Raw genomic sequence first — 12,714 nt, 5'->3', positions numbered from 1 at the left:
CGTGCCGCCGTCCGTCCCGTCCCCCTCGCGACGCGTCGCACGCATATTGCGTACCTCTCTCTTCGCGCAGGTCGCCTGCGCGCTGGTGCTCGGAATCGTCGTCGGAAAGCTGTGGCCCGACGTGGCCACGGAGCTCCAGCCGCTCGGCGACGGCTTCACCCGGCTGATCAAGACGATCATCTCGCCGCTGGTGTTCTGCGTGGTCGTCGTCGGCATCGCCAAGGCCGGTGACCTCAAGGCGTTCGGCCGGATCGGGCTCAAGGCGCTGATCTGGTTCGAGGTCGCGAGCACGCTCGCCCTCGTCATCGGCCTCGTCGCCGCCAACGTCGTCCAGCCCGGCTCGGGGATGCACGTCGACCCGTCCACGCTCAACACCTCGGCGGTCGACGCGAAGACGGGCGGCGGCTCGCTGCCCTCGACCACCGAGTTCATCGTGAACGCGATCCCCACCAGCTTCATCGGTGCCTTCGCCGAGAACTCCCTGCTCCAAGTGCTCATCCTGGCCTGCCTGGTGGGCGCCGCACTGCTCCACCTCGGGCACACCAAGGTGCCGCAGGTCCTGCCCGCCATCGAGCAGGCCCAGGAGATCATCTTCGCGGTCGTCGGCTTCATCATGCGGCTCGCCCCGATCGCGGTGTTCGGCGCGATGGCCGTCCTGATCGGCCAGTACGGGCTCGGTGTGATCGAGACGTACGCCAAGCTGATCATCCTGTGCTACGTGGCCGCCGTGCTCTTCATCGTGCTGCTGTCCGTCGCGCTGAAGATGGTCACGGGGCTCAGCCTCTGGAAGTTCGTCCGCTACATCCGCGAGGAGATACTCCTCGCGCTCGGCACTGCCTCCACCGAGTCCGTCATGCCGCGCGTCATGCAGAAGCTGCGCAAGGCCGGTGCCCGGGACGACGCGGTCGGCCTGGTGCTGCCGACGGGTTACTCCTTCAACCTCGACGGAGCCTCGCTCTACCTGTCCATCGGCACGCTGTTCATCGCCCAGGCCGTGGGCGTGGACCTGAGCCTCGGTCAGCAGATCACCGTGGTTCTGGTGCTCATGCTGACGAGCAAGGGCATGGCCGGCATCCCCGGTTCGGCCTTCCTCGCCCTGTCCGCGACCGCTTCCTCGCTGGGCGCCATCCCCGCCGGCGCCGTCGCGCTGCTGCTCGGCGTGGACCGCATCATGGACTCGATGCGCGTCGTGACGAACCTCCTCGGCAACTGCGTCGCCGTCTTCGCCGTCTCCCGCTGGGAGGGCGCGCTGGACACCGACAAGGCGAAGAAGGTCCTGGACGGCGAGATCGTGCCGACGGCCTACGACGACGAGGGCGATCCGACGACTGCCGCCGAGGGCGGGCCGACAGCTACCGCCGAGGAGCAGCTTTCCGCCGTACCCGCGCAGTCGTCCAAGGAGCCGGCTCCCGAGGCCGGTTGACGACGACTGCACCCTTGGGCCGCGGCCGCCGCTCCAGCAGTACGGAGCGGCGGCCGCGGCCAGGTGGCGTTCAGCAGCCTTGCCCCCGCACCGGTGCCCCGTCCACCAGGGTGTCCAGCAACCCGCCGAGAAACTCACGCTGTTCGTCGCTGAGCGGTGCCAGGATCTCCTCCGCGGCGGCCCGGCGCGCACCCCGCAGCTCCCGCAGGGCCTGGTGCCCGTCGTCGGTGAGCTCGATGCGGATCACCCGGCGATTGGTCGGGTCGGGGACCCGCCGCACCTTGCCGCTCGCCTCCAGACCGTCGACAAGCGTCGTCACGGCCCGGGGCACCACCTCCAGCCGTTCGGCGAGGTCGGCCATGCGGGGCGGCGAGTCGCAGTGCGCGAGAGTGCGCAGCAGGCGGGACTGGGCCGGGGTGACGCCGAGGCCGCGCCGCTCCAGATGGCGCTTCTGGATCCGGTGCACGCGACGGGTGAGCCGCAGCAGCTGCTCGGCGAGCACGCCGTCGGGATCGGGGGTGGTCATGCGGGAACAATATCAGGACTAGGTTCATTGTGAGCATAGGTAACAATGAGCTAAGCTCCGGCAGTCTTCACCCCCTGTCTTCTTCCCCCTCACCCTCCGTAGGAGCCATGCCCCGCGACGACATCAAATGGTCCCCATCTCCCGGCACTTCCATCGACGACCAACCGCGGCAGGTGCGCCGCATCCTCAAGCTGTTCAAGCCCTACCGCGCCCGGCTCGCGATCGTCGGCCTGCTGGTCGGCGCCGCGTCCCTGGTCACCGTGGCGACCCCGTTCCTGCTGAAGGAGACGCTGGACGTCGCCATCCCCGAGGGCCGCACCGGTCTGCTGAGCCTGCTCGCGCTCGGCATGATCCTCAGTGCCGTCCTCACCAGTATCTTCGGCGTGCTGCAGACCCTGATCTCCACCACGGTCGGCCAGCGGGTCATGCACGACCTGCGCACCGCCGTATACGGCCGCCTGCAGCGCATGTCCCTCGCCTTCTTCACGCGCACGCGCACCGGCGAGGTCCAGTCCCGCATCGCCAACGACATCGGCGGCATGCAGGCCACCGTCACCTCGACGGCCACCTCCCTGGTCTCCAACCTGACCAGCGTGGTCGCCACGATCGTCGCGATGATCGCCCTCGACTGGCGGCTGACCGTCGTCTCCCTGCTCCTGCTGCCGGTTTTCGTGTGGATCAGCCGCCGGGTCGGCAGCGAGCGCAAGAAGATCACCACCCAGCGCCAGAAGCAGATGGCCGCCATGGCCGCGACCGTCACCGAGTCGCTGTCGGTCAGCGGCATCCTGCTCGGCCGCACGATGGGCCGTTCCGACTCGCTCACCCGGTCCTTCTCCGACGAGTCGGAGCAACTGGTCGACCTCGAAGTCAGGTCGAACATGGCCGGCCGCTGGCGCATGGCCGTCATCTCGATCGTCATGGCCGCCATGCCCGCCGTCATCTACTGGACCGCGGGCCTCGCGCTCCAGACGGGCGGCACCCAGATCTCCATCGGCACCATCGTCGCCTTCGTCTCGCTCCAGCAGGGCCTGTTCCGCCCCGCCGTCAGCCTGCTGTCGACCGGTGTCCAGATCCAGACCTCGCTCGCGCTCTTCCAGCGCATCTTCGAGTACCTCGACCTGCCCATCGACATCACCGAGCGCGAGCGGCCCATCCACCTCGACAAGGTCGAGGGTGAGGTGCGCTTCGAGGACGTCGAGTTCCGATACGACGGCAACGACAGTGGCCCCATCCTCGACGGCATCGACATCACCGTCCCCGCGGGCGGCAGCCTCGCCGTCGTCGGACCGACCGGCGCGGGCAAGTCAACGCTCGGCTATCTCGTGCCGCGGCTGTACGACGTGACGGGCGGCCGCATCACCCTCGACGGGGTCGACGTCCGCGACCTCGACTTCGACACCCTCGCGCGTGCGGTCGGCGTCGTCTCGCAGGAGACGTACCTCTTCCACGCCACGGTCGCGGAGAACCTGCGCTTCGCCAAGCCGGACGCCACCGACGAGGAGATCCGGCAGGCGGCGAAGGCGGCCCAGATCCACGACCACATCGCGGCTCTGCCCGACGGCTACGACACGGTCGTCGGCGAGCGCGGCCACCGCTTCTCCGGCGGTGAGAAGCAGCGGCTGGCCATCGCCCGCACGATCCTGCGCGACCCGCCGGTCCTGATCCTCGACGAGGCGACCAGCGCCCTGGACACCCGCACCGAACACGCCGTCCAGGAGGCCATCGACGCGCTGTCGGCCAACCGCACCACGCTCACCATCGCGCACCGGCTGTCCACCATTCGGGGTGCCGACCAGATCGTGGTCCTGGACGCCGGGCGCGTCGCCGAACAGGGCACGCACGAGGAGCTGTTGGAGCTGGGCGGGCGGTATGCGGCACTGGTCCGCCGGGACGCCCGACTGGAGCCGACAAGATGACGATATGCCGGGTTTGTGTGCCTTAGCGGGTTACCGTGCCCGCATGCACATGAACACTCCGCCACGGAGCACGATTCGACTGACGCGTCGGGGCCGGATCGCCCTCATCGCGACCGGGGCCGTCGTGGCCGGCACCGCCGTGGCGGTGCCGCTGCTGAGCCTGGACGGCGACGGGGAGAAGCAGCCCAGGACGTTGGTGATCCCGGAGGGCTGGCGAGCCGGCCAGGTCTACGAGGCCGTCGACAAGGCCCTCGCCCTGCCCGCCGGAACCGCCAAGAAGTCCCTGGCCAAGGCCGACCTGAAGCTGCCGAACGACGCGGACGGCAACCCGGAGGGCTACCTCTTCCCGGCGACGTATCCGCTGCAGGAGAAGGCGACCGCGGAGCAGCTGCTGTCGTTCATGGTCGACACCGCCAACAAGAAGTTCAACGGTGCCCCCATCGCGGCCGGCGCGCAGCGCAACGCCATGAACGTCTACCAGGCCGTCACCATCGCGAGCATCGTTCAGGCAGAGGCGGCCTCCAAGGCCGACATGGGCAAGGTGGCCCGGGTCGTCTTCAACCGCCTTGAGCGGGGCATGCCGCTGCAGATGGACTCCACCCTCAACTACGCGCTGAACCGCTCCACGCTGAAGACCACCGCCGCCGACCTGCGCATCGAGAGCCCTTACAACTCGTACCAGCGCATGGGCCTGCCGCCGACCCCCATCGACAACCCGGGCGAGGACGCGATGCGCGCCGCGATCAACCCGCCCCCGGGCGGCTGGCTGTACTTCGTCACGGTCAAGCCCGGCGACACCCGCTTCACCGCCGACTACGCGGAGCATCAGCGCAACGTCGCCGAGTTCAACGCCCGAGAGAAGGCGAGCCCGCAGTCCAGGACGTGACCGCACGGGGCATTATGCGGCGACCGGTTCCTCGGCCAGCAGCCGCCTGATGTCGCGTACGGCCGCACGGCCCGCCCGGTTGGCGCCGATGGTGCTCGCCGACGGACCGTAGCCGACGAGGTGGACGCGCGGATCGGCAACGGCCTGTGTGCCGTCGACGCGGATCCCGCCGCCGGGTTCGCGCAGCTTCAGCGGTGCCAGATGGTCGATGGCGGCCCGGAAGCCGGTCGCCCACAGGATGACGTCGGCGCGTACGCGCCGCCCGTCGTTCCACTCCACGCCGTCGGGTGTGATCCGGTCGAACATCGGCTGCCGGTCCAGGACCCCGCCCGCGATTCCCTGCCGCACCGCGTCGTTGAGCGGCAGCCCGGTCACCGAGACGACGCTCTTCGGCGCCAGCCCCTGCCGCACCCGCTCCTCGACGAGCGCGACCGCTGCCCGGCCCGCGTCCTCGTCGAAGGGACCCTCGCGGAAGACGGGCGGCCGCCGGGTGACCCAGGTGGTGGCGGCCGCGTACTTGGCGATCTCCAGCAGATGCTGGGTGCCCGACGCACCTCCGCCCACGACCACGACCCGCTGCCCGGCGAACTCCTCGGGCCCGGGGTACTGCGCGGTGTGCAACTGCCGCCCCCGGAAGGTGTCCTGGCCCGGATAACGCGGCCAGAACGGCCGGTCCCAGGTCCCGGTCGCGTTGATCAGCGCCCGCGTCGACCAGTTCCCCGCCGAGGTCTCCACGAGCAGCCGCCCGTCGACGCCCTCGCGCACGGCACGGACGTCGACGGGCCGCCGCACGCGCAGGTCGAAGGCCCGCTCGTACGCCTCGAAGTACTCGGCGACGACCTCGGCCGACGGCCGTGCCGGATCGCCGTCCGTGAGTTCCATGCCGGGCAGCGAGTGCATCCCGTGCACCTTGCCGTACGTCAGCGACGGCCACCGGAACTGCCAGGCGCCGCCGGGCCCGGGGGAGTGGTCCAGGACCACGAAGTCGCGGTCCGGCTCGAAGCCGGTGCGCCGCAGGTGAAAGGCGCCGGCCAGTCCGGCCTGACCGGCGCCGATGACGACCACGTCGACCTCGCGCATGTTGTTCACGTTTCTACCAACAGCGGGATGGCTGCGGATCTTCCCGCGCGGCCGCGGACCCTCAGGAGCCGGTGGAGGCGCGGGCCTCGGTGGTCGACGCCGGCAGGTCGCCGTTGAACCGGGTGTCCACGAAGGCGGCGAAGTCGACCTTGCGCGGAATCAGCTTCAGCCCGGTGAACGCGTCGGCGATCTCCTGCTCCGAGGCGATGAGCGGCTTGTCGACGGCGACGGAGATCCGCGTGGAGTTGGTCCGCTTCACCGAGGCCAGCGCCACCACGTACGGCAGCCCGGTGTCCTTCGCCCAGACCTTCGCCCACTCCACCTGGTGGTCGTGGACCCAGGCCGTCGCCCGCCGCAGCCGGTCCAGGTAGTCCTTGATCGCCGCGGACTTCTTCTCGTCCTTCAGCGCGCTCGGGGCGGCCACCTGGAAGGTCAGCCCGTTGGTCACGCCCTCGCCGGTCGTCAGGACGCGGCCCTGCCCCGCCTGGAGGATCTGCGAGGTGTACGGGTCCCAGACCGCCCATGCGTCGACCTTGCCGGACGTGAACGCGGCCAGCGCGTCGGCGGGCTGGAGGTATTGGCGTACACGTTGAGGTAGAGCGGGAACGTCACGCCGAGCGTGATGATGGCGACCTTCGGAGCCTCGCCGATCCCGAACCAGATGATGAACAGCGGGATCAGGCCCACGAAGGGCACGGTTCGCAGCATCTGCACCGGGGCGTCCACGAGGTCCTCGCCGATCCGGAACAGGCCCGAGACCAGGGCGAGTCCGGTACCGACGACGGTGCCCAGCAGCAGTCCGGCGGCCACCCGCTGCAGCGAGGTGCCCATCGCGGAGGTCAGTGAACCGTCGGCGACCAGATCCCTGGCGACCTCGGCGATCCGCCCCGGCGAGGCGAGCACGTCGGCCGCCAATACGCCGGTACTGCTGAGGAGTTGCCACAGCCCCAGCAGCAGGAGCGGGCCGGCGGTGCGGCGCAGCCGGCGGGGGACGCGGGTGCGGCGGGAGGAGCTGGGGACGAGGGGTTCGAGATCGAGGTCCGGAGGAGAGCTGACGGAAGGTGATTCAGGGGAAATATCAGATTCTGAGGGGCCGGACGGGGCATGGCTGATGCTCATGAGTGCTCCACGGGAGGTGGGCGTCCGGGGGAGAGGAAGCGCGCGTCAGCGCCGCGACATCACCGGCGGGTCAGAGCGCGCGGGTGCGGCGATGGGCGGCAGAGACGGCGAGGCGGGAGGAGGGCGTCAGCGGCCGCGGCGACACGCGGCCGAGGCCACCCGCAGGAGGTCGATGTGACCGCGCGTGGTGAGCAGGGCTGAACGCAACATGCGGCGAAAGTGGTCAGATGGCATGGCCACGGTCAATGGTGTCTCGCGAAGTGGACCGTCGGTATCAGAGGGCGGGCGGACGTTCGTGTGTGAAACGCGGCGTGTGGGTCAGGATGGGAGTCATGTCTGACGCTTTCACCACTCGAGTCCTGAACGTGGCCACCGGCTCCACGGAGCGGATCGCCGACCTCACCCGTGACTGCGAGGCCTACCTGCGGGAGGTGGCCGCCGGCCGCGACGGCCTGCTGAACGTTTTCGTGCCCCACGCGACCGCCGGCATCGCGATCATCGAGACGGGCGCCGGCAGTGACGACGACCTCCTCGCCGCCCTGCACACCCTCCTCCCCGCCGACGACCGCTGGCAGCACCGCCATGGCAGCCCCGGCCACGGCCGCGACCATGTGCTGCCCGCGTTCGTCCCGCCGCACGCGACCCTGCCGGTGCTCGACGGCCGCCTGGAGCTGGGGACTTGGCAGTCCGTGTGCCTGGTCGACACGAACAAGGACAACACGGAACGCAAGGTGCGGCTGAGCTTTCTCGGGTGATGAGCGCGGCGACGTCGGCGGCCACCGCACCGGTCAAAAGGCCGAGCGGGTCCCGGCTGCGGGGCTGCGCTGTCATCGCAGGATGTTGACGGCCCGGGCGACCACCAGGACCACGGTTACCAGCGACACCGAGGACTGCAGCATCATCAGCATCTTCGCCCACCGCGACAGCGGCATCACGTCGGTCGGGCTGAAGGCGGTGGAGTTGGTGAACGACAGGTACAGGTAGTCCAGGAACGCCGGCTCCCAGTCCGGCGGCGCGGTCTCGGGGCTCTGCATCTGTACGAAGAGAAAGTCGGCGAACTGGTGATGACCCCGGGCCCGCGCCGTCGGTCCGCCGCGGTCCCACTCCCAGTACCACAGAGCGAACACGATGACATTGGTCAGCCAGATGCCGCCGCCGGTCAGCAGCAGGGGCCCGGCGTCCGTCCCCTCGGTTCCGTTCACCAGGCCCGCCACCAGCCGGACCGCCGCCCAGCCGTTGGCCAGGCTGATCACGCAGATCATGGCCAGGCCCAGCCATCGCAGCCACCGGGTCCGGGGCTCGACCCGCCGGGGATTCGCGGCGATCAGGCCGGCCAGCAGTACCAGCTCCAGGACCGGTAGCGCCCAGTGCGGCTGGAAGGTGAGCCGGTGCGGCAGCATCAGCTGGAGGGTGACCGCCACCAGGATCACGGCGGTCACCGCCCAGCGCGACTCCCCCTGCGTCGCCCGGCGCCATGCGGGTGCCACATCGCGCTCGCCGCTCTCCAGAAGTCGCTCGATCCTGGCGAGACGGCTCTCGGCGTGGTCCGTACTGTCGCTCATGGCGATGATTGTCCCGGGCCACATGTTGATCATGTGACCGGCCGGCCCGTGGCCGACCACCTTGCACAGAAGTGCTGGGTTTGGCCGTCTAAGCTGCTGAAACAGGCATTGCTTTGCAGAGATGCGGACACGGCTCGTGCTTTCAGGAGTCCGCACACCAGGGACAGGGGACGACGCATGGCCGCACCGCAGGACCGTTGGAGCGCCTTGCTGGACATACTGACGCGCGACGGGCGGATCGAGGTCGAGGCCGCCGCGGAAGCACTGCACGTCTCCACCGCCACGATCCGACGCGATCTGGACGAGCTGGCGCGCCAGCAAATGGTCACCCGTACCCACGGCGGCGCCGTGATCAACGCCATCGCGTACGACCTGCCGCTCCGCTACAAGGCCGCGCGCAACGCTCCGGAGAAGGAGCGGATCGCCAACGCGGCGGCGGGCCTGGTGAGGGCGGGTGCCGTGGTGGGTCTGAACGGCGGCACCACGACGACCGCGGTCGCCCGGGCACTGGCCATCAGGCCCGAGTTGAGCACGGAGGGCGCCGGGCCCTCGCTGACGGTCGTCACCAACGCGCTGAACATCGCCAACGAGCTGGTCGTACGCCGCCATGTGAAGCTCGTCCTCACCGGCGGAGTGGCCCGCCCGGCCTCGTACGAGCTCACCGGACCGCTCGCTACCGGAATGCTCGCGCAGATCACGCTCGACCACGCCTTCATCGGCGTCGACGCGATCGACGTCCGGCACGGGGCGACGGCCCAGGACGAGGGCGAGGCGGGCATCAACTGGGCGTTGGCCCGCCGCGCCGAACGGGTGATCGTGGTCGCGGACTCCTCAAAGCTGGGTCGACGGGCCTTCGCCCGGATCTGCCCGGTGGAAGACGTCCATGTGCTGGTGACCGACAAGGCGGCGGGCCCGGAACTGACCGAGCCGTTCGCCGCGGCGGGCGTGGAGATCATCCGGGCCTGAGCGCCTCCGCGCGGTGCACTGTGTGGGCCCGGCAGGTCACTTGATGCCGCCGGCCGTCAGACCGCTGATCAGATAGCGCTCCACGAAGACGAACAGGACGACCACCGGCACGATCGCGATCAGCGACGTGGCGAAGAGGTACTGCCACTGCTCCTGGTACGCCGTGACGAATCCGGGGATGGCCTTGGTCAGCGTCGTCCGGTCGCCGGACGAGGTGATGGTGAGGGCGACGACGTACTCGTTCCATGCCCCGATGAACGTGTAGACGAGCGCGGTCACCACTCCGGGCAGCGCCAGCGGCAGCGTGACCCTCACCATCGCGCCCAGCCGGCCGGCCCCGTCCATGAACGCCGCCTCCTCCAGCTCCTTGGGGATGCTCGCGAAGTACGCGTTGAGGATCCAGATGCAGAACGGCAGGTTGAACGCCGCGTTGACCAGAATCAGCCCCTCCGCCGTGTCGGTGAGATCGAGGCTGACCATCTCCCGGTAGATGCCCACCAGGAGTGCGGTCGGCGCGAACATCTGGGTGACGAGAACCAGGAGCAGGAAGGCGCCGCGTCCGCGGAACTTGTGGCGGGCGGTGTAGTACGCGGCGGGCAGTCCCACGGCGAGGGCGAGGAGCGTGGACATCCCGGCGACGTACAGAGAGAACAAGAGCGCGTCGGAGACCGGCGGATCCTTCAGTGACCAGACGTCGGCGAAGTTCGACCACTGCCAGTGCGACGGCAGATAGGACGGCGGCGACTTCATCAGTTCCGGTGTCGGCTTCAGCGCCGTCAGCAGCATCTGCAGATACGGCGCCAGGAAGAACAGGGCCACCAGCCAGCCCACCGCGGTGAGCACGACCGTGCGCAGCCGCAGCGGACGCCGCCGGGCCGTCGCGGGAGGGGCTGTCGTGGGTCGGTCCGTGACGGCGGACATCAGCCGGTCTCCTCTCGTCCGCGGACGACCCGCAGATACACCAGCACGACCAGGAGGATCAGCGCGAAGTTCACGACGGCCATGGCCGCCGACTCGCCGACGGCCTGGTTGTCGAACGCGAGCTTGTACATGTAGGTGGTGGTCGTGTCGGTGGCGAAGCCCGGACCGCCGCGGGTCATGGCCCAGATGACCGGGAAGGAGTTGAAGACATTGATCACGTTGATGATCGCGGCGACCATCAGGGACGGGCGCAGCAGCGGCAGCGTGATGGAGAGATAGGTGCGGGCCGTTCCCGCGCCGTCCAGGCGGGCCGCCTCGTACACCTCGGCCGGGATGGTGCCCAGGCCGGAGAGGATGACGAACGCGGTGAAGGGCAGGGAGACGAAGACCGCCACGGCCATCATCCAGGCGAACGCCTGGGCCGGGTGGGCCAGCCAGTTCACCGGTTTGTCCAGGATCCCCACGTCCATCAGGACGCGGTTGACGACGCCGTAGAAGTTGTTGAGCATCCAGCGCCAGGTCAGCGCCGTCATCAGGACCGATGCCGCCCAGGGAACGATCAGCGCCCAGCGGACCATCCGGCGCCCGGGGAAACGCGAGTTGAGCAACTGTGCCAGTGCCAGGGAGACGGCGATGGTGACCGTGACCACGCCCACCACCCAGACCAGGGTGCGCAGCACCACGCCCGGCAGGTCCGGCTCGGCGAACAGCTCGGCGTAGTTGTCGCCACCGGCGAAGCCCCGGGTCAGTCCGGTCGAGCTGATGTCCATCAGGGATGTGCGGACCATCTCGACGACGGGCCAGATGACCACGGCGAGGATCAGCACGAGGGCGGGGCCGAGCCACAGCAGCGGCTCGAGTGCCCGCAGGCGGCGGCCGCTACGGGACTGGCCGGAGCGGGGCGCCGGTGCCGTTGGTGTCCGTTCCGGCCCGGCCCCGGCGGTGCGTGTGGTGACGTCCTGTACGGCCACCTCGTCAGCCGTTCTTCTCGGCGGTGTCCTGGATCTCGGCCAGGACCTTCTTGGGTTCGGCGCCCGACACGGCGGTGCCGATGCGCTGTTTCACGGCGCCTTCGACGGCCGACCAGTTGGGGTTGTCGGTGGGGGCGAACCGTGCGCCCGACAGCGCGTCGACGAACGGCTTGTAGTAGGCGGAGTCCGAACTCAGCGCGTCTCCGGCCGACTTGGTGACCGACAGGAAGCCCTCGGTGGACAGGAACTTCGAGGCGTTCTCCTTCTGGTAGAAGAAGTCGAGGAACTTGTTGACGGCTTCGCGGTTCTTGCCGTCGTCCTTCTTGAAGGACACCAGGTAGTCCTGGACACCGAGCGTGTTGTGCGTCGTGCCGTCCTTGCTCGGCAGCGGCGCGACGCCGTAGTTCAGGTTCTTGTCGACCGTGTCGATGAAGCCCTTGCGCATGAAGACGGCGCCGTTGATCATGCCGATCTTGCCCTGCGCGAACTGGTTGAAGACGTCCTTGCGGTTGGTGGCCTCGGGGTTGGGCTGGGTCAGCCCGGCCTTCGTGAGTTTGCGCAGGTAGTCCAGCGTCTCGACGTTGGCCTGCTGGTCGACCGTCCATTTGCCCGACTTGTCGGTCCAGCCGCCGCCGTTGTTCATCGCCCAGATGTAGAACTCGGCCTGGGCCTCCTCCGCGCCGAGCGGCAGGCCCAGCGGGATGTCCCCGGCCTTCCTTATCTTCTTGGCGGCGTCCTCGACCTCGGCCCAGCTGGCCGGCGGCTTGGAGATCCCGGCCTTGCCGAAGATGTCCTTGTTGTAGAAGAAGAGCCGCGCGCTGGAGATGAACGGCAGGCCGTACTGGACGTTTTCGTACTTCGCCTGGCCGGCGAAGACCGGGAGGAAGTCGTCCAGCACCTTCGGCGACACCACCTCCTTGGCCGGATAGATCAGGTCGTCGCGGGCGAAGTCGGAGAACTTGTTGTAGTTGAGGACGTCGGGCTGCTGCCCGGTCTGGACGTACGTCTTGACCTTGGAGTCCATCTGCTCCCAGTCGACAACCTCCAACTCGACCCGGTAGCCGGGGTTCGCGGCCTCGAAGGCCTTGATGAGGTTGTCCCAGTAGGGCTGGGTGTCGTCGTCGTACTTGGCGGCGACGAATCTGATCGTCTTCCCGTCGGAGCCGCCGCCTCCTGACGAACCTCCCTTGCCGCATCCGCTGAGGACCAGAGCAAGGGCCACACCTGCCGAGATGCCGATGACGTGACGTTTCATGGGACCACCTTCGCTGCAAGCTGGTGATTGTTTGTGCTCGAAAAAGGCTTACTTCAAGCAGTAATCACCATCATGCCCAACAGGTTGCG

The 12,714-nt window shown here is 68.9% G+C and carries 12 protein-coding genes and 2 pseudogenes; 5 read left to right on the top strand and 9 right to left on the bottom strand.

From position 1 onward, the window contains the following. Position 1: 1 nt before the first annotated feature. Entirely contained in the window at positions 2-1,423 is a 1,422-nt protein-coding gene (locus ACFYO2_RS07145) for a cation:dicarboxylate symporter family transporter (RefSeq protein WP_388345211.1), read from the top strand. 70 nt (positions 1,424-1,493) lie between these two features. Here the strand turns inward: ACFYO2_RS07145 and ACFYO2_RS07140 are convergent, their stop codons facing one another. Beyond that, on the bottom strand, positions 1,494-1,949 hold the full coding sequence (locus ACFYO2_RS07140) for a MarR family winged helix-turn-helix transcriptional regulator (protein ID WP_388345208.1): 456 nt from the start codon (positions 1,947-1,949) through the stop codon (positions 1,494-1,496). A gap of 107 nt (positions 1,950-2,056) precedes the next feature. On the opposite strand from ACFYO2_RS07140, the gene ACFYO2_RS07135 reads away from it, so the two are divergent. After that, positions 2,057-3,865, top strand: coding sequence for an ABC transporter ATP-binding protein (locus ACFYO2_RS07135; RefSeq protein ID WP_388345205.1), 1,809 nt, complete (start codon positions 2,057-2,059; stop codon positions 3,863-3,865). Positions 3,866-3,908: 43 nt separating this feature from the next. After that, positions 3,909-4,751, top strand: coding sequence for an endolytic transglycosylase MltG (mltG, locus tag ACFYO2_RS07130; protein ID WP_388345202.1), 843 nt, complete (start codon positions 3,909-3,911; stop codon positions 4,749-4,751). Positions 4,752-4,763: 12 nt separating this feature from the next. On the opposite strand, the gene ACFYO2_RS07125 is transcribed toward mltG, so the two are convergent. From ACFYO2_RS07125 to ACFYO2_RS07110, 4 genes and pseudogenes are all read right to left on the bottom strand, one after another. Continuing rightward, positions 4,764-5,840 carry an NAD(P)-binding domain-containing protein gene (locus ACFYO2_RS07125; RefSeq protein ID WP_388345199.1) on the bottom strand — a complete coding sequence of 359 codons (1,077 nt, stop codon included), beginning with the start codon at positions 5,838-5,840 and terminating at the stop codon, positions 4,764-4,766. Between the two features lie 52 nt (positions 5,841-5,892). Then, positions 5,893-6,411, bottom strand: a pseudogene (locus tag ACFYO2_RS07120) (ABC transporter substrate-binding protein); the annotation flags it as partial. Continuing rightward, positions 6,411-6,950 (bottom strand): annotated as a pseudogene (locus ACFYO2_RS07115) (ABC transporter permease); the annotation flags it as partial. The pseudogenes ACFYO2_RS07120 and ACFYO2_RS07115, both read right to left, overlap by 1 nt. A 126-nt stretch (positions 6,951-7,076) precedes the next feature. Next, on the bottom strand, positions 7,077-7,160 hold the full coding sequence (locus ACFYO2_RS07110) for a putative leader peptide (RefSeq protein WP_313884353.1): 84 nt from the start codon (positions 7,158-7,160) through the stop codon (positions 7,077-7,079). A gap of 122 nt (positions 7,161-7,282) precedes the next feature. Between ACFYO2_RS07110 and ACFYO2_RS07105 the strand changes: the two genes are divergently transcribed. Then, a complete protein-coding gene (locus ACFYO2_RS07105; RefSeq protein ID WP_388345196.1) occupies positions 7,283-7,705 on the top strand; it encodes a secondary thiamine-phosphate synthase enzyme YjbQ in 423 nt (140 codons plus the stop codon). Positions 7,706-7,777: 72 nt separating this feature from the next. On the opposite strand, the gene ACFYO2_RS07100 is transcribed toward ACFYO2_RS07105, so the two are convergent. After that, complete coding sequence (locus ACFYO2_RS07100) at positions 7,778-8,512, bottom strand: hypothetical protein (protein ID WP_388345194.1); 735 nt, start codon at positions 8,510-8,512, stop codon at positions 7,778-7,780. A gap of 177 nt (positions 8,513-8,689) precedes the next feature. On the opposite strand from ACFYO2_RS07100, the gene ACFYO2_RS07095 reads away from it, so the two are divergent. Further along, on the top strand, positions 8,690-9,478 hold the full coding sequence (locus ACFYO2_RS07095; protein WP_388345191.1) for a DeoR/GlpR family DNA-binding transcription regulator: 789 nt from the start codon (positions 8,690-8,692) through the stop codon (positions 9,476-9,478). A gap of 36 nt (positions 9,479-9,514) precedes the next feature. Here the strand turns inward: ACFYO2_RS07095 and ACFYO2_RS07090 are convergent, their stop codons facing one another. The 3 genes from ACFYO2_RS07090 to ACFYO2_RS07080 are packed head-to-tail and all read right to left on the bottom strand — an operon-like array spanning position 9,515 to position 12,625. Next, a complete protein-coding gene (locus tag ACFYO2_RS07090; protein ID WP_388345188.1) occupies positions 9,515-10,399 on the bottom strand; it encodes a carbohydrate ABC transporter permease in 885 nt (294 codons plus the stop codon). Then, a complete protein-coding gene (locus tag ACFYO2_RS07085) occupies positions 10,399-11,370 on the bottom strand; it encodes a carbohydrate ABC transporter permease (protein ID WP_388345185.1) in 972 nt (323 codons plus the stop codon). The genes ACFYO2_RS07090 and ACFYO2_RS07085 overlap by 1 nt, the downstream gene beginning before the upstream one ends. 4 nt (positions 11,371-11,374) lie before the next feature. Then, positions 11,375-12,625 (bottom strand): extracellular solute-binding protein, encoded by a 1,251-nt coding sequence (locus ACFYO2_RS07080; RefSeq protein ID WP_388345182.1) that lies wholly within the window; start codon positions 12,623-12,625, stop codon positions 11,375-11,377. Positions 12,626-12,714 lie beyond the last annotated feature (89 nt).

It is taken from the genome of Streptomyces sp. NPDC006602 (assembly GCF_042870385.1).
GTDB lineage: Bacteria > Actinomycetota > Actinomycetes > Streptomycetales > Streptomycetaceae > Streptomyces.
The sequence above is the reverse complement of the archived record's forward strand: the minus strand, read 5'-3'. Positions and strand labels throughout refer to the sequence as shown.

Bases quoted from the DNA above. Each gene is read 5' to 3' on its own strand.
- ACFYO2_RS07140 (WP_388345208.1), bottom strand. From the start codon at position 1,949: ATGACCACCCCCGATCCCGACGGCGTGCTCGCCGAGCAGCTGCTGCGG.
- ACFYO2_RS07135 (WP_388345205.1), top strand. From the start codon at position 2,057: ATGCCCCGCGACGACATCAAATGGTCCCCATCTCCCGGCACTTCCATC.
- mltG (WP_388345202.1), top strand. From the start codon at position 3,909: ATGCACATGAACACTCCGCCACGGAGCACGATTCGACTGACGCGTCGG.
- ACFYO2_RS07110 (WP_313884353.1), bottom strand. From the start codon at position 7,160: ATGTTGCGTTCAGCCCTGCTCACCACGCGCGGTCACATCGACCTCCTG.
- ACFYO2_RS07105 (WP_388345196.1), top strand. From the start codon at position 7,283: ATGTCTGACGCTTTCACCACTCGAGTCCTGAACGTGGCCACCGGCTCC.
- ACFYO2_RS07100 (WP_388345194.1), bottom strand. From the start codon at position 8,512: ATGAGCGACAGTACGGACCACGCCGAGAGCCGTCTCGCCAGGATCGAG.
- ACFYO2_RS07095 (WP_388345191.1), top strand. From the start codon at position 8,690: ATGGCCGCACCGCAGGACCGTTGGAGCGCCTTGCTGGACATACTGACG.
- ACFYO2_RS07090 (WP_388345188.1), bottom strand. From the start codon at position 10,399: ATGTCCGCCGTCACGGACCGACCCACGACAGCCCCTCCCGCGACGGCC.
- ACFYO2_RS07080 (WP_388345182.1), bottom strand. From the start codon at position 12,625: ATGAAACGTCACGTCATCGGCATCTCGGCAGGTGTGGCCCTTGCTCTG.